This is a genomic window from Gimesia chilikensis, from assembly GCF_007744075.1.
Taxonomy (GTDB): Bacteria; Planctomycetota; Planctomycetia; order Planctomycetales; family Planctomycetaceae; genus Gimesia; species Gimesia chilikensis_A.
In genome coordinates this window covers 1,469,263-1,484,055 of sequence record NZ_CP036266.1, presented here as the reverse complement: position 1 = coordinate 1,484,055, position 14,793 = coordinate 1,469,263, and the positions used below count along the sequence as shown (strand labels likewise).

The following is a 14,793-nucleotide window of genomic DNA, read 5'->3' as shown; positions in this document are numbered from 1 at the left end:
AGCTGTTCTCGGTTTTTCCTTTTTACTGCCTCACTTCGTCTGAGTGAGGACTTCCACTGAGGACGCTTCGTCCTGTGTCTCCTGCAGCTCTTTATTCAACGGAGCTGCCGCTTTGGATGTCTTAGATGCTTCGAAGAGTCGATCCAGACTCATTTTTTCCAGTGCATCGAAAGCCGCGACTTTATAGCATTCTGCCATTGTCGGATAATTGAATACAGCGTTGCGGAAATATTCAATCGTGCCGCCAAACGACATCACCGTCTGTCCGATGTGTACGATTTCGGTTGCCGCTTCCCCAATCGCGTGGATCCCTAGAATCTTGAGTGTCTCACGGTGAAACAGAATCTTCAGCATCCCGTCCCGGTCACCCGAGATCTGCCCGCGGGCAATTTCACGATAGCGTGCCGCGCCGACTTCATAAGGAATGTGCGCTTCAGTCAGCTGCTGTTCGGTTTTACCCACCATCGAAATTTCCGGGATCGTAAACAGCCCGTAAGGCATCAGATCAAACGCTTCAAATGGCTCATTAAAGGCATTACAGATTACACGGCGTCCCTGCTCCATAGACACACTGGCCAGAGCAGGAAAACCTACAATATCGCCCGCACCGTAAATATGAGGTACCCAGGTCTGATGATCTTCGTTGCACCACAAACGACCGCGTTCATCCGGTTCAAGCCCCGCAGCCTGGAAATTCAGTTCGTCCGCATCTCCCACACGTCCCACGGTATACAATACCGAATCGGCCACCAGTCGTTTGCCACTCTCGGTCTGCACTGCGGCCATTGAATCGGAAAACCGCTCAATCCCAACAACTTCTTCGCCCATCCGGAAAACCATTCCCAGTGAACGGGCATGATGAATCAGAGCGTCAATAATTTCACGATCACAGAACTCGAGCAGGTGCTCCCGACCATCGAGTACGGTAACTTCAACACCCAAAGTGGCGAACATGATCGCGTATTCGATGCCAATTACACCGCCGCCCACCACGATCATCGAACGGGGAATCTGTTTCAGGTCGATAATTTCATCGGAATCAAAAATTGTTTCGCCATCAAAGGGGATATGAGGCGGCCGCGAAGGCTTGGTGCCGGTAGCGACCAGAATGTAATCCCCGTGCAAAATCTTGCGTCCGGTCTCACAGTCGACAGCCACTTCATGCGGGCTGACAAACTGAGCTTCTCCAATAAAGATGTCGACGCCGTTTCGCTCAAGCTGATCATGGATGATTTCCAGTTCATGCTCTGCTACGTCTGCCAGCTTCAGCCGCAGGTCCTGCATCGTGACTCGCCGCTTCCGACGATACCATTTGCTGTAGACGTCCCGATGCCGATATCCGGTTAAATATAAGATTGCTTCGCGCATCGTCTTGGAAGGAATCGTCCCCTTATGCAGACAGACGCCCCCCATGCCGCGAAAGTTACGTTCAATGATCGCAACCCGCTTCCCCAGTTTCGAAGCTGCTATCGCCGCCTTCTGACCAGCGGGACCGCTTCCGATAATTACAATGTCGAATTTCATGGATCTATTCTCAATACTCAGACCAGTCTTCTCAGACACGGCTTTCCAGCCCCATATGTCAAATTGAGAAACCTGGTTAAACTTTACAGCGTAAACAACCACCTCTAACTTCGGTCATGAGTTGGAATGGAAAAGATAGAAAGATTGATCTGATCTCTGAAACAGGCTATTTTGCGCCCAGACTGACGGTTATACTGATTGTATAGCTCAACTTTAAAACTCTTCGGGGGGAAACTCCTCCTGATCAAGACCACGGAAGTGTCTGTCTCGCCCCACATTGCTTCAAGCTCTGATCTCAGATCAAAGGAACTCTGATGAATCACCTGCTCCGAAAAATCTGGCATGTCCCGGAACACACCCACACCCCAGAATCCGTTTATCAGAATCGTAAATCGCATCGCCGTGAATTCCTCAAAATGATGGGCTACGGTCTGGGTGTCGCCGGGTTTGCTGATCTACTCTCTGGCTGTGAACAGGCAACCAAGGAAGAGATCGAACAGGCGGGAGCAGTGGAACCTCTGCCGGAAGCCCTGCAATCCGTCTATCCGGCTAAGCGGAATGAAGCATTTAAATACGGCCGCCCTGAAACAGCAGAAATCGAGGCAGAAGAGTTCACAAACTTCTACGAATTCACCGGCCCCACCAGTAAAGAGGCCTGGAAGTACGTCGGAAAATTCCAGACCACACCCTGGGCGGTCTCCGTCGAAGGGGAATGTGCCAAACCTCGCACGTTTGACCTCGATGACCTCTACAGGGAAATGCAGTTCGAAGAGCGGGCCTACCGCCATCGTTGCGTCGAAACCTGGGCCATGTGTGTTCCCTGGACCGGTTTCCCGCTGGCAAGTCTGCTCAAGCTGGTTGAACCGAAACCTTCAGCCAAGTACGTCGCCTTTGAAACGTTCAACAAACCCCAGGAGGCGCCTTATATGGAGAGAAGTGGAGCTGGCACCTGGCCCTGGCCTTATACCGAAGGCCTGACCATTGAGGAAGCGATGAACGAGCTCGCCTTCATCGCCACCGGCCTGTATGGGAAGCCGCTGTTGAAACAGAATGGAGCGCCGATCCGTCTGGTCGTTCCCTGGAAATATGGATTCAAATCAGGTAAATCGATCGTGAAGATCAAACTCACCGCAGAGCAACCCGCGACCTTCTGGAACACGGTAAATCCGGGGGAATACGGGTTCGTCGCCAATGTGAATCCGGATCAGCCTCATCCCCGCTGGAGCCAACGCACGGAATGGATGCTGGGCACCGAGAAACGCTACGACACCAAGATTTACAATGGTTACGGGGAATATGTTGGCGGCCTCTACACAGGCTGATTTGAGCCCGGCTTTCGAACTGGAAGCCTTCATTCATCAGGTTAAATGCGCAAAAAAAGACCGGGTAGAAACATTCTACCCGGTCTGTATATTCGATTGTTGATTCGTTCAACCAGCGTATCGCCTAGTCTTCCGAAGCAAACATCATTACGATCCGCAGCACGTACCAGAACAGAGTGGCGACGGAAGCGAACAGCGCCAGTGAAGCCGAAACGTACTGATCGGTCGAGTACTGATGCAGGACATTTGAAGTTTCATACAGAATGAAACCACTCATCAGCACTACCATTGCAGCAGCAAACCAGAGTCCCAGGGAGACTCCAAAGATCGCGGCACCGATGGCAATCCCGATTGCTGCCAGCAGGGCAATCGTCAGTCCTCCGCCCAGGAAGGAGAAGTCTGCGCCCGTCACGAGCACGTAAGCAGTCAAGCCCCCGAAGATACAGAGGGTAATCACCGCCGCAATCGGAATCACGGTCTGATTCGACATCTGACTGGCAAAAAACAGGATCGGCACAAAGATAATCGCTTCCGCCAGGGTATATAACCCCAGTCCCAGATACTGTGTCCCCAGAGACTTGGCACTTGATGCCAGTGAACTGGCTAACCAGCTGGCACCCAGGAAGGCAATCAGAATAATCCAGGGACTGGCGGTGAACAGGCTCAACACACCATTCCTTAAGGTGGGAGTACTGAAAATGATAAATTCCAGTCCCATAAACACAAAGATCGCACCGGTCAGGTGCATGTACGTTTTGCGGATGAAAGCAGCGCGCTCTTCTGCAATCGCATCGATTGCAAACATACCGCGGCCGGCCGTCGTATCCTGGTCATAGTAGTCAGGACTGTAGTTGTTCATTGACTGAATTCTCCATGTGATTGAGAAATGATGTTCCAGACGAACACGGAATGGGTCATCGTTTTAAACATCGGTTCCGCCGGCACTGCGGTTTTGAGGAAGGGCAGGCGGGCGGGACAATTATAAACCACACTGCACATAATTCAAGTACCAGCAGAAACTCTTTTATTTTTCATAATTTACCACATTCGGATCCCCGGGTCCGACTTCCCGGCGGGTTCGTTGTGTCCGTCCGCCGGTTCTGTTATTTCATACGTAAGTCTACGTCAGGGAATTCAAAAAATTCCACCAAAATCCGGGGAATCGCTACGAAATTTTTGCTGATATGAATGGCACAAAAATGGATCAGATCGAAAAAAAGTGGGAATTCTGGATCGATGTAGGCGGCACCTTCACAGACTGTATTGCCCGCTCTCCCCAGAATGAGTTCATCCCCTTTAAGACTCTTAGTTCGGGTATCACCAAAGGTCGTATACAGGAAATCCCTGATCCCACGATCATTATCGACCCTTCCCGGCAAGGTGATCCGGCAGACTTCTGGCAGGAATACCAGATCGTATTTCTGAATGAAGCGGGACAGACTGTGCATTCGGCACAAGTAACTTCCTTTGACACCGCCACCAATTCCCTGCAAATCACACCCGGTCTGCCTGAGTCTGTTTCTGTCTCTTCCGGTTATGAACTTTCATCCGGTGAAGAAGCACCGGTTCTCGCTATCCGCTGGATCCTCGGCCTCAAGAAATCCGAACCGATTTCTAATGTCATTGTGAAACTCGGCACGACACGCGGCACCAATGCTCTGCTCACCCGTAACGGTGCCCGCACCGCTTTCATCACCACCAAAGGCTTCGCAGATGTGCTCCTGATCGGTAACCAGGATCGCCCCCGGCTGTTTGATCTCGTGATCCAGAAACCGGAACCCCTGTTCGAAAGCACGGTCGAAATCAATGAGCGAATCGACTCAGAGGGGCATGTTCTCCAGCCCCCTGACCCGCAAATCATCCGCCAGCAGTTAGCAGAACTCAAAGCAACCGGTGTCGAATCACTGGCGATCTGCCTGCTGCATTCTTTTGCCAACCCGGAGCATGAAGAACTCGTCGCCCGACTCGCAGAAGAAGCAGGCTTTGATGAAATCAGCGTTTCCAGCCGACTTTCGCCACTGATCAAAATCGTCTCCCGCGGTGACACGACAGTCATGGACGCCTACCTGAATCCGATCCTCAAAGACTACATCAAGAAGCTCCGCACTCCCCTGGAAAATTGCGAACTTAAACTGATGACCTCCGCCGGTGGTCTGGTTGACGCTTCGCATTTCGTCGGCAAGGACAGTATCCTCTCGGGCCCCGCTGGAGGTGTGATTGGTTATTCCCGCGTCGCTGGAATCGCAGGTTTCCCCCGTTCGATCGGCTTCGATATGGGAGGCACCAGCACCGATGTCTCCCGCTTTGATGGCGTTTATGAGCGGGAATTCGAAACCCGTAAAGCAGGCGTGCGGATTGTTGCCCCGATGCTGAGTATCGAAACTGTCGCAGCCGGTGGTGGAAGTATCTGCGGATTTGATGGCATCAAGCTGCACGTCGGTCCCGCCAGTGCAGGCGCAGATCCGGGCCCTGCCTGCTATGGACGAGGCGGCCCCCTGACGGTGACTGACCTGAACCTTTTCCTCGGAAAGATTCTCCCGAGCCGATTTCCGTTTACTCTCGATCATAGTGCTGTCGAACAGCGTCTAACGGCGATCTGCGAGGAAATCGCTGCCTCCCCGATGGGAAAAACATACACTCCCCTCGAACTGGCTGAGGGTTTCCTGCAGATCGCGAATGCCAACATGGTACGTGCGATCCGTAACATTTCCGTAGCCCGTGGTTACGATCCTGCAGACTACGTGCTGGTCAGTTTTGGCGGCGCCGGTTCTCAACATGCGTGTGCCATCGCCCGTTCTCTGGGAATTCATGAAGTACTGATCCATCCATACTCCGGTATTCTCAGTGCCTTTGGTATCGGTCAGGCCGATGTACGCCGTTTTGGTCAGCAGTCGGTTCTTGAGATCTGGTCAGACGAATTACAGCAGGAACTGCAGAACCGCTTTGCAACGCTCGACCAGAGCGTTTACGACGAAGTCTGCGCGGAAGGCATCCCTCCGGAACGGATCAAAGCCCCCGAACATTCCCTTGAGATGCGTTACCTTGGCACCGACGCCACGATACAGGTTCGTTGCCAGCAGGGACTGGATGAGCGTACGCAGTTCGAACAGGAACATCAGCGACTCTATGGCTACAAACACACGGCCCGCGACATTGAGGTTACTGCAATCCGTACGGAAATAGTCGGACTGATGGAAGAACCCCATTTACCCGCAAAGGAGCCGGTCTCGCGTACCCCTCAACCTGTTGAAACGACAACAGCCTACTTTCAGGGACAGGCTCAGGAGGCCGCCGTTTATCTAAGGGAGGACCTGCAGCCCGGCGATCAGCTCGCAGGCCCCGCGATCATCTGTGAAGCGATCTCGACAGTAATTATCGATCCCGGCTTCACCGCAGAGATTCTGTCTCGTGGAGAAACGTTGATGCGGGAGACCTCACCGCAGTCAGGCGGCCATGCCGATATCAGCACCGAAGCCGATCCGGTCATGCTGGAAATCTTCAACAACCTGTTCGCGTCCATTGCCGAGCAGATGGGAATCACCCTGCAGAAAACATCGATTTCCACCAACGTCAAAGAGAGACTGGACTTCAGCTGCGCGGTCTTCTCCGCAACGGGAGACCTCGTCGTAAATGCGCCACATATCCCCGTTCACCTGGGAGCCATGAGTGAAACGGTAAAGCGGATCATCGCCGATAATCCGGACTTGGGATCGGGAGATGTATTCGTGACCAACGATCCGTACCGAGGCGGTTCCCATCTGCCCGACGTAACGGTAATCACTCCCGTGCATCATCCGGAAAGCGGAGAACTCGTATTTTTTACCGCCAGTCGTGCACATCATGCAGAGATCGGTGGAATTGTTCCCGGCAGTATGCCCCCCTTCTCTAAGACACTGGCCGATGAAGGTGTATTGATTCGAAACTTCAAACTGGTCGACCATGGCACCTCCCGTGAAGCGGAACTCCGTGAACTGTTGCTTTCTGGCGAACATCCTTCGCGTTCGGTGGCTGATAACCTGTCGGATGTCTCCGCGCAGGTTGCGGCTAATAATTGTGGTGTCACATTACTGAATGATCTGGTGCGTCGCTATTCCCTGCCGGTCGTCCAGGCTTACATGAAACACATTCAGCAGGCCGCCACCGAAAAGATGCAGCTTGCACTCGCTGCGATTGAAGACGGCGACTATTCGTTTACGGATCATCTTGATAATGGGGCGCCGCTCTGTGTGAAAATCTCGATCCAGGGGAGTCGTGCTGTTGTCGACTTCACAGGTACTGGACCGGTGCTGGAGACCAACCTGAATGCGAATCGCGCCATTGTGAACGCGGCAGTGCTCTATGTCTTTCGCTGCCTGATTCAGGAAGACATTCCGCTCAACAGCGGCGTACTGGCTCCGATCGAAATCATACTGCCTGAATGCTTCCTGAATCCACCCGAACGGGATTCTCCCGCCGAATGTGCCGCGATGGTGGGAGGCAACGTCGAAACTTCTCAGCGAACCGTCGATACCCTGCTCGGAGCGCTGGGCAAAGCAGCTGCCAGCCAGGGAACGATGAATAATCTCACTTTCGGCGATGAGACATTCGGCTACTACGAAACCATCTGCGGTGGTAGTGGCGCGACCGCAGACAGCGCTGGTACTGACGCCGTCCACACGCATATGACCAATACCCGACTGACTGATGCCGAGATTATCGAACGTCGCTACCCGGTCAGACTACATGAATTCTCGATCCGCACTGGATCTGGAGGGGCAGGTCAACACCCGGGAGGAGACGGCATCGTCCGACGGATCGAATTCCTCAAACCGCTGCGAATCTCACTGCTGTCTGAACGACGGGGCGATTACGCTCCCTTCGGCTTAGATGGTGGAGAACCGGGACAGATCGGGGAGAATCTGCTGCAGAAAGCAGGCACGACGACCGAGGAATCGCTGGGAGGGAAACTCTCCATTTCTGTAGATGCGGGCGATACACTGACCATCAAAACGCCAGGTGGCGGTGGTTACGGGTCACCCGGCAACACACCAGCGAAGTGAACAACAGTTTGCTCACTTTAGCCATGAATTAGGTTCTGCCAATTGGGTCCTCTCATTTAATATTCGTGAGTTCTGCTTTGTGATTTCGCCCTGCAGTCGGTAAGGTAGCGCTATACCCAATTGAAACGTATCACTCACTATTTATAGAACAAAACTAAGAAGGAAGAGTACCGTGTCTCAAAACCGTCGCGCCGAAGTTGATGCCGCGTTGGCTGATGTTGATTTCGACAAGTTTGATTACCAGGTCGTCTTTGAAACCACCAAGGGAACCATTCGCATGGACCTCTATCCCGATGTGGCTCCCGGGCACTGCAAGAACCTGATCGGACTGACAAAAATCGGATTCTATGACGGGATTATCTTCCACCGTGTTATTCCCGATTTCGTGATCCAGGTCGGCTGCCCCCAGGGAACAGGCACCGGTGGTCCGGGTTACACGATCGACGCGGAATTCAACAATATTCCCCACGAAACCGGCGTGCTCTCGATGGCCCGCACCAGTGACCCGAATTCCGCTGGTTCTCAATTCTTCATCTGCCTGGGCCGCGTACCTCACCTGGACAACTCCTATACTGTCTTTGGTAGAACCAGCGACAAAGAGAGTGAAGCGGTCGTACTCGAAATCGGTAATGTCGAAACCGACCACGGCGATCGCCCGCTGGATGAAGTCAAAATCACGGGATCCGAAGTGATCGCCAAGGAAAAATAACCGCGATGAGCATTGATCGTGCTTCACTGTTAACCGGTGCGGCTGTGCGTGAAGCCTGCCGCACCGATCAGTTCTCCGGGCAGACCTCGGGACTGGCTCCCGGGTTCGCCCAGGCGAATCTGGTGATTCTTCGTGAAGCCGAGGCAGCTCACTTTCGCGAGTTCTGTGCGAAAAACCCGAAACCCTGCCCTGTCCTGGAAGTGACGGAGGCCGGCAATCCCTGCCCGCGGCAGTCGACTCCCGACGCTGATCTCAGGACTGACCTGCCCCGCTACCGTGTCTGGGAATCGGGTGAACTGGTAGAAGAACCGACCAGCATCTCCCACCTCTGGCAAGACGACCTGGTGGCATTTCTAATTGGTTGCTCGTTCACCTTTGAAGCAGAAATGATTCGTGCAGGGCTGCCTGTCAGACACATCGAACTGGGTGTTAACGTCCCCATGTATCGCACGAATGTTCCTTGTGAATCAGCGGGGATCTTTTCTGGTCCGCTGGTCGTTTCCATGCGTCCCTTTCTCCCGGCCGATGCGATCCGCGCGATCCAGATCACCGGGCGTTTCCCGGCTGTCCATGGGGAGCCTGTGCATCTGGGGTTTCCTGATCAGCTGGGAATTACCGATCTGAGCCAGCCCGATTTTGGCGATCCCGTTCCGGTCCATGAGGGAGAATTACCCGTCTTCTGGGCCTGTGGTGTGACGCCGCAAACGGTGTTGATGGAAGCGAAGCCGGAATTTGCAATCACGCACAGTCCCGGCTGCATGTTCGTCACTGACTGGAAAGACGAACAACTGGCCACGCAATAAATAGTAGGTTCAGGAGTGAGACTTCAGCTGTGATGCGGGCTCGTCCACTGTAGAGACTTCCGGCAGATGCAGTGATCGGATGCGAAAGTTCTCCCACAGAAGCGAATACGCGAAGCAGGGTTCCCGCTCCAGCGTGTAAGCCACTGGCTGACTTTCCCAGAAGCTCATTAGATTACCCTGGGGAGGATTCGTATACAGCCTCTGCTTGCATCGCGGGCAGACCGTCCCATGGGGAGTCGCCTGTGTCTCAGCAGACTGATGTTCCAGACAAATTGTTGTTGCGTGTTCGTTTCTCATAGCAGCTGAATTATACAGAGCCCGTCCGGGCGCTCTCCAGTTTTTTCTTGAGCCGGCAATCAAGATTTTCAGGGAACCCGAACGGCCCCGCTTTCTTTTCTGGAAATTTGTCTGCTTGCCTGTTCCGATCAGCCACTACAGTCCTGAAAAACCGCCTGACCGTCATAACAGGCCATCGGTGGCGACCCATAGCAGGCTGTGTGTCTGATTCCGGGAGTCAATCCCCTGGAATCATCGCATCCTGGTTTCCAGTTTGGTATAACAGGGGCTTATAATCGAACCTGCTCAGGACCGCTGTTCCGTTTAGTTCAACACAGACTCTTGGTACACAACTCATGACAATTGATCTTTCCACTCAACTGAAGGGAGTGCTCCCTCCGGTCATCACACCGCTGACGTCCGAACGCAGGCTGGATGCAGCGTCAGCAGAATCCGTCTACCGTTTCATGCTGAAACAGGGCGCGCATGGACTGTTCCTGTTCGGCACTTCAGGTGAAGGCCCCCTGCTCTGTGAACCAGATCGGGAAGAGGCCACCGAAATCGCGGTCAAAGTGGTGGACGGCAGCGTCCCGTTACTGGTGGGCGTGATTGCCCCGGGAACCGAACAGATTATCGCGCAGGCCAAGGTTGCCAAAGCGCAGGGTGCGGATGCAGTTGTTGTCTGCCCTCCTTATTACTATCCGGCGAGCCAGAAAGACATGCTCGTCCACTATCGCACAATTCGGGAAGCAGTCGACATTCCGATTTTTGCTTATGACATCCCTGTCATGACGAAAATAAAAATCGAACTCGACACTCTCATGACTCTGGGGAAAGAGGGCACGATTATCGGGGTCAAAGATTCCAGCGGTGATGCCGTCGGCTTTCATCGACTTGTTGCCAGCAAGCCTCGCGGAATGAAGCTCTTCACCGGTGCGGAGATGCTGGTCCATGCCGTCATGATGGCAGGAGCTGACGGCACTGTTCCCGGTCTGGCAAACGTAGGTCCTGAACTGTTCGTACAACTCTATGAAGCTGCTGCTGCAGGCAATCACCAGGAAGCGGTTCGTCTTCAGGAAGCCATCGTCAGATTGTTTGAAGTCTTCGTTTGCCCCGACGGAACCATGAATGTAGGCTACATTATCGGCTCGATGAAAACCGCACTGCGTCTCCGCGGCATCATTGAGAATGATACACTGTTCCATCCGTTCCCTGCCTGCACTCCCGAACTGATCGAGCGCACCGAAACAATTATGAAAGAAGTCGGCTGTCTCTGATAAAATCGACTCTGCCGAGTGCCTGCCATACCAACCTGAATGTGGAATGAATTGAATAAACCATGAGCGGTGTTTTAAACGAACGGGCGTGTCAGCTGACAGAACAGCTGCTGGCCAGGTCCGGCGAACTGAAAGTCTTTCCGCATGCCCTGGAGAACGGCGCCATTGTCGTTGACTGCGGCATAGAGACACCGGCGGGAATACAGGCGGGCCTGCTCCTGGCAAGGATCTGTATGGCGGACCTGGGCGAAGTAAAACTGGTTTCTGGTGAACTCGACGGTCAGCCTCTCCCCTACCTGCAGGTGCAGACTGATCATGCCGTCGAATCCTGTCTCCTGAGTCAGTATGCCGGCTGGAAAATTGATGTAGGTAAATTCTTCGCTATGGGCTCCGGTCCGATGCGGGCTGCTGCCGAAGTCGAAGATCTATACCGGATTCTTGCCTTTGGTGAGTCGCCTGAGAAAACGGTCGGTGTCCTGGAGTCCAATACACTGCCTGACGTCAACGTGGTCGAAAAAATTGCACAATCAACGGGCGTCGATCCGAAGAATATCATGCTCCTGGTTGCTCCCACGTCGAGCATCGCCGGTAACATTCAGGTGATTGCCCGCTCGGTAGAGACGGCCATGCATAAACTGTTTGAAAGCAAGTTTGACGTACATCGCGTTCAGGCGGGCTTCGGTACCGCACCATTGGCTCCTGTCGCCAAAGATCACCTGACGGGCATCGGACGTACTAATGATGCGATTCTATATGGCAGTGCAGTCACACTCTGGGTGGTCGGCGACGATGAGTCGCTGCAGGAGATTGGCCCTTCGCTCCCCTCCTGTTCGGCAGCCTGTTATGGCAAACCTTTTCTGGATGTCTTCGCTGAAGCCAACCATGACTTTTATGAAATCGACCCGAGTTTCTTCAGTCCTGCTGTTGTCACGTTGCAGAACCTGGAGACCGGTAATGTCTTTCGGTTCGGCGAGATGAATCCCGATTTGCTCAAGCAGAGCTTCGGACTCTGATAAAGTCACCTGATTCCGATCCCGTTTAGCCAGGAACAAGTTTCGTGCGGATTGCCATTCTGGGAAATCAGGGAAGCTGGTACTGCCGTGAACTTCAGCAGGCTGCGGAAGCACGCGGGCATTCGTCCTGCACTCTCGAATTCCACGATCTCGCAGCCTGGCTCCCTGTTCTTTCTACAGAGCAGTTCAGCAGCTATGACGCAGAGGAGTGTCAGATTGATCTCAATCAGTTTGATGCCCTGATTATTCGCACGATGCCTCCCGGCTCGCTGGAACAGGTCATCTTTCGCATGGATCTGCTGGGCCGACTGGAACAGGCAGGCGTGACTGTATTCAACACTCCCCGGGCCATAGAGTGCGCAGTCGATAAATATCTGACAACTTCTCGCCTGTCGGCAGCAGGACTGCCTGTTCCTGCGACCGCTGTCTGTGAATCCTCAGAAGCGGCAATGCAACGTTTCGAGGATCTGGGGGGAGACGTCGTTGTCAAACCACTGTTCGGTTCTGAAGGGCGTGGCATCTTTCGGATCAGCGATCCGGATCTTGCTTATCGCTCATTCCGCACACTCGAACGCACACAGGCTGTCATCTATCTGCAACGTTACATTCCCCACCCGGGCTACGACCTGCGAATTCTCATTCTCAATGGTTCTGTCGTCGGAGCAATCCGCAGACATAATCAGACTGATTTTCGAACCAATATTTCCCGCCAGGGACGAGCGGAAGCTTACTCGCCTACAGAGTCTGAAGTTCAACTGGCGTTGCGGGCCTGCGAACTGACCCAGGCCGAATTTGCGGGCGTTGATCTGCTGACTCCCGTCGAGGCACCTGAGACCCGTTACCTGCTCGAAGTCAATGCGGTACCAGGCTGGAGAGGACTGCAATCAGCCACAAATGTGAATGTGGCTGCACTGGTGATTGAATATCTGGAACAGAAACGAAACAATGCAGGTGTAAGCCAGCCCTGATTTACGATTTAATCTCTATAACAGCTAACAATAAAGATTCAAAACCATGGAACTCAATCCTCTGCTCGACGCATTACAGGCCCATCTTCCCGAGATCCTCCGCTGGTCCGGTGCGATCGCGAAACGGCTGCGAAATTTCAATATTGCTGTCGAGAACAAATCATCCGGCAGTGCCCTCACTGATGCCCTGACCCTGGCTGATCTGACATTGCAGGAATTGATTGTCGCTGCTTTACGCGATCGCGATCCGATTTTTCGTGAGTGCCGCATCGAAGCCGAAGAGAAAACCGGAGACCTGAATCGCTTCTCAGAGGACTCGCCCTACGTACTCTCGATCGATCCGATTGATGGCACGAAACAGTATCGCGATAAAACAGCCAACGGTTACTGTGTCATGGTTCATCTGCGTGATAGTGAAACAGTCCATTATTCGCTGGTTTATATTCCAGAAACCGGAGAACAGGGCACCTGGGTGGAAGCAGTACACAAAAAAGTGATCTGTGGTCCAGATGACCTGAGCCGTCCCGCCCGGGAAGTGCTGGATGCGATGCCTGCCATTGATCCTCAGACACGCCCCGATTCACCACGCATCTACCTGATCGGCTTCCAGGATAAAGATACATCAAACGCCAGACTGGTGACGGAAACCGGGCTGGAGGGAGTCCCACCGGATGAAATGCCGGGCAGTATCTATGACCACCTGGCAACTGGAGCCTTTGGCGGTTCGCTGATCCACACCCCGAATGTCTACGACTTTCCAGTCTCACTGCACATCGCCCGCATTCTGGGTGGCGATGCGGTGTGGGTACACAATGGCGAGCCGGTTAACTTTCACGAGCACTGGCTCGACGAACGGGCAGACATGCTGCGTCTGCCCGGTATCACGGCCTGTAGCGCCAATCCAGAGACGTTAAAAACACTCTGTGAGCTGGCAAAAGACTGGAGCCAGGTCCGATATCAGGACTGAGTTGTCGTAGAAACGGCATCTGCTGTAAGTTCTTCAACAGCTTCCAGCGGTTTAGTCGCTTCGACAATAATTCCACCCAGCTTCAGGAACTGATGGATCGGTGTAAACCAATGCTGCTCTTTCCAGGGCAGCCCGGTTTCTTCGAAGGCCTGCTGGAGCTCAATCCGATTGTAAGTCCGGCATTTCCAGGTTGCACTGTTCAACATGCCGGAAAAGCGGTCTTCAGTCGCCATCAGGAACAGGCTGCCGCCTGGCTGCAGTACACGGTAAATTTCCGAGAGACCATGACGGGGATCCTTCAGATATTCGAGCACCCAGCCACAGGTAACGCAATCAAAAGATTCATCCTGAAATGGCAGACAGGTCAAATCTGCTGAAAGATAATCCGGACGTGGACTCCCCATACGGGTTCGTGCCCGTTTCAACATCTGGTGTGAGAGATCGCAGGCGACTAATCTTGCTTCGGGATGCGTTTCCCGCAGAAGATGTCCCAGAATCTGTCCGGCTCCAGCGCCAATATCCAGGATATTCCGAAACTCGGTCACATCGAAACGACGAGTTTTGAGAATCCGCCCTACCAGGGGGTCATGCAGTGACAGCTTACTGGCCAGATAGAGCACAGCCCCTGCCGGACCATCATATAATTTCCGAGCGGTCGACTGAAACTGGTTCTGATCCAGTTCGGACGCGCCGCGAAATTCGATCAGTGAGCGAATGGATTGTTTGAGGCGTTGCCGCTTTGGATTATTTTTTTGAGGAGAACTTAATGGAGCCATAGTGCACTGTGCTTGTGAAACCGGAAGGAATGCTGTTTAGAGCAGATGCAGGACTGAAACAGTCCCCCATCCTAACAAGGGGCCCTGGTCAACGCGTCAGGTATTCCTGATTTCTTAAA

At 53.4% G+C, this 14,793-nt stretch carries 12 protein-coding genes; 8 read left to right on the top strand and 4 right to left on the bottom strand.

The genetic code is table 11. From position 1 onward, the window contains the following. Window positions 1-30: 30 nt before the first annotated feature. The gene (gene sthA, locus HG66A1_RS05740; protein ID WP_232106761.1) at window positions 31-1,524 is read right to left on the bottom strand and encodes a Si-specific NAD(P)(+) transhydrogenase; all 1,494 of its coding nucleotides are present in this window, start codon (window positions 1,522-1,524) and stop codon (window positions 31-33) included. A gap of 314 nt (window positions 1,525-1,838) precedes the next feature. On the opposite strand from sthA, the gene msrP reads away from it, so the two are divergent. Beyond that, a complete protein-coding gene (msrP, locus tag HG66A1_RS05735) occupies window positions 1,839-2,846 on the top strand; it encodes a protein-methionine-sulfoxide reductase catalytic subunit MsrP (RefSeq protein WP_145181257.1) in 1,008 nt (335 codons plus the stop codon). A 124-nt stretch (window positions 2,847-2,970) separates the two neighbouring features. Here the strand turns inward: msrP and HG66A1_RS05730 are convergent, their stop codons facing one another. After that, the gene (locus HG66A1_RS05730; protein ID WP_145181256.1) at window positions 2,971-3,705 is read right to left on the bottom strand and encodes a Bax inhibitor-1 family protein; all 735 of its coding nucleotides are present in this window, start codon (window positions 3,703-3,705) and stop codon (window positions 2,971-2,973) included. A gap of 340 nt (window positions 3,706-4,045) precedes the next feature. On the opposite strand from HG66A1_RS05730, the gene HG66A1_RS05725 reads away from it, so the two are divergent. The 3 genes from HG66A1_RS05725 to HG66A1_RS05715 all read left to right on the top strand — a co-directional run bounded on the left by HG66A1_RS05725 (window position 4,046) and on the right by HG66A1_RS05715 (window position 9,397). Then, complete coding sequence (locus tag HG66A1_RS05725; protein ID WP_232106760.1) at window positions 4,046-7,885, top strand: hydantoinase B/oxoprolinase family protein; 3,840 nt, start codon at window positions 4,046-4,048, stop codon at window positions 7,883-7,885. A gap of 172 nt (window positions 7,886-8,057) precedes the next feature. Beyond that, the gene (locus HG66A1_RS05720) at window positions 8,058-8,594 is read left to right on the top strand and encodes a peptidylprolyl isomerase (RefSeq protein WP_145037435.1); all 537 of its coding nucleotides are present in this window, start codon (window positions 8,058-8,060) and stop codon (window positions 8,592-8,594) included. A gap of 5 nt (window positions 8,595-8,599) precedes the next feature. Continuing rightward, complete coding sequence (locus HG66A1_RS05715) at window positions 8,600-9,397, top strand: putative hydro-lyase (RefSeq protein WP_145181254.1); 798 nt, start codon at window positions 8,600-8,602, stop codon at window positions 9,395-9,397. A 9-nt stretch (window positions 9,398-9,406) separates the two neighbouring features. On the opposite strand, the gene HG66A1_RS31860 is transcribed toward HG66A1_RS05715, so the two are convergent. Next, on the bottom strand, window positions 9,407-9,565 hold the full coding sequence (locus HG66A1_RS31860) for a hypothetical protein (RefSeq protein ID WP_197996995.1): 159 nt from the start codon (window positions 9,563-9,565) through the stop codon (window positions 9,407-9,409). Window positions 9,566-10,029: 464 nt separating this feature from the next. Between HG66A1_RS31860 and HG66A1_RS05710 the strand changes: the two genes are divergently transcribed. The 4 genes from HG66A1_RS05710 to HG66A1_RS05695 all read left to right on the top strand — a co-directional run bounded on the left by HG66A1_RS05710 (window position 10,030) and on the right by HG66A1_RS05695 (window position 13,898). Further along, on the top strand, window positions 10,030-10,950 hold the full coding sequence (locus tag HG66A1_RS05710) for a dihydrodipicolinate synthase family protein (RefSeq protein WP_145181253.1): 921 nt from the start codon (window positions 10,030-10,032) through the stop codon (window positions 10,948-10,950). A gap of 62 nt (window positions 10,951-11,012) precedes the next feature. Further along, complete coding sequence (mch, locus tag HG66A1_RS05705; RefSeq protein ID WP_145181252.1) at window positions 11,013-11,963, top strand: methenyltetrahydromethanopterin cyclohydrolase; 951 nt, start codon at window positions 11,013-11,015, stop codon at window positions 11,961-11,963. Between the two features lie 44 nt (window positions 11,964-12,007). After that, complete coding sequence (locus HG66A1_RS05700) at window positions 12,008-12,931, top strand: RimK family alpha-L-glutamate ligase (protein ID WP_145181251.1); 924 nt, start codon at window positions 12,008-12,010, stop codon at window positions 12,929-12,931. Window positions 12,932-12,977: 46 nt separating this feature from the next. Beyond that, the gene (locus tag HG66A1_RS05695) at window positions 12,978-13,898 is read left to right on the top strand and encodes an inositol monophosphatase family protein (protein ID WP_145181250.1); all 921 of its coding nucleotides are present in this window, start codon (window positions 12,978-12,980) and stop codon (window positions 13,896-13,898) included. On the opposite strand, the gene HG66A1_RS05690 is transcribed toward HG66A1_RS05695, so the two are convergent. Continuing rightward, complete coding sequence (locus HG66A1_RS05690; protein WP_145181249.1) at window positions 13,889-14,674, bottom strand: class I SAM-dependent methyltransferase; 786 nt, start codon at window positions 14,672-14,674, stop codon at window positions 13,889-13,891. The genes HG66A1_RS05695 and HG66A1_RS05690 overlap by 10 nt on opposite strands. Window positions 14,675-14,793: the final 119 nt, after the last annotated feature.

Excerpts from the sequence above, each read along its gene's own strand:
- sthA (WP_232106761.1), bottom strand. The coding sequence starts at position 1,524 with ATGAAATTCGACATTGTAATTATCGGAAGCGGTCCCGCTGGTCAGAAG.
- msrP (WP_145181257.1), top strand. The coding sequence starts at position 1,839 with ATGAATCACCTGCTCCGAAAAATCTGGCATGTCCCGGAACACACCCAC.
- HG66A1_RS05730 (WP_145181256.1), bottom strand. The coding sequence starts at position 3,705 with ATGAACAACTACAGTCCTGACTACTATGACCAGGATACGACGGCCGGC.
- HG66A1_RS05725 (WP_232106760.1), top strand. The coding sequence starts at position 4,046 with ATGGATCAGATCGAAAAAAAGTGGGAATTCTGGATCGATGTAGGCGGC.
- HG66A1_RS05715 (WP_145181254.1), top strand. The coding sequence starts at position 8,600 with ATGAGCATTGATCGTGCTTCACTGTTAACCGGTGCGGCTGTGCGTGAA.
- HG66A1_RS31860 (WP_197996995.1), bottom strand. The coding sequence starts at position 9,565 with ATGAGCTTCTGGGAAAGTCAGCCAGTGGCTTACACGCTGGAGCGGGAA.
- HG66A1_RS05710 (WP_145181253.1), top strand. The coding sequence starts at position 10,030 with ATGACAATTGATCTTTCCACTCAACTGAAGGGAGTGCTCCCTCCGGTC.
- mch (WP_145181252.1), top strand. The coding sequence starts at position 11,013 with ATGAGCGGTGTTTTAAACGAACGGGCGTGTCAGCTGACAGAACAGCTG.
- HG66A1_RS05695 (WP_145181250.1), top strand. The coding sequence starts at position 12,978 with ATGGAACTCAATCCTCTGCTCGACGCATTACAGGCCCATCTTCCCGAG.
- HG66A1_RS05690 (WP_145181249.1), bottom strand. The coding sequence starts at position 14,674 with ATGGCTCCATTAAGTTCTCCTCAAAAAAATAATCCAAAGCGGCAACGC.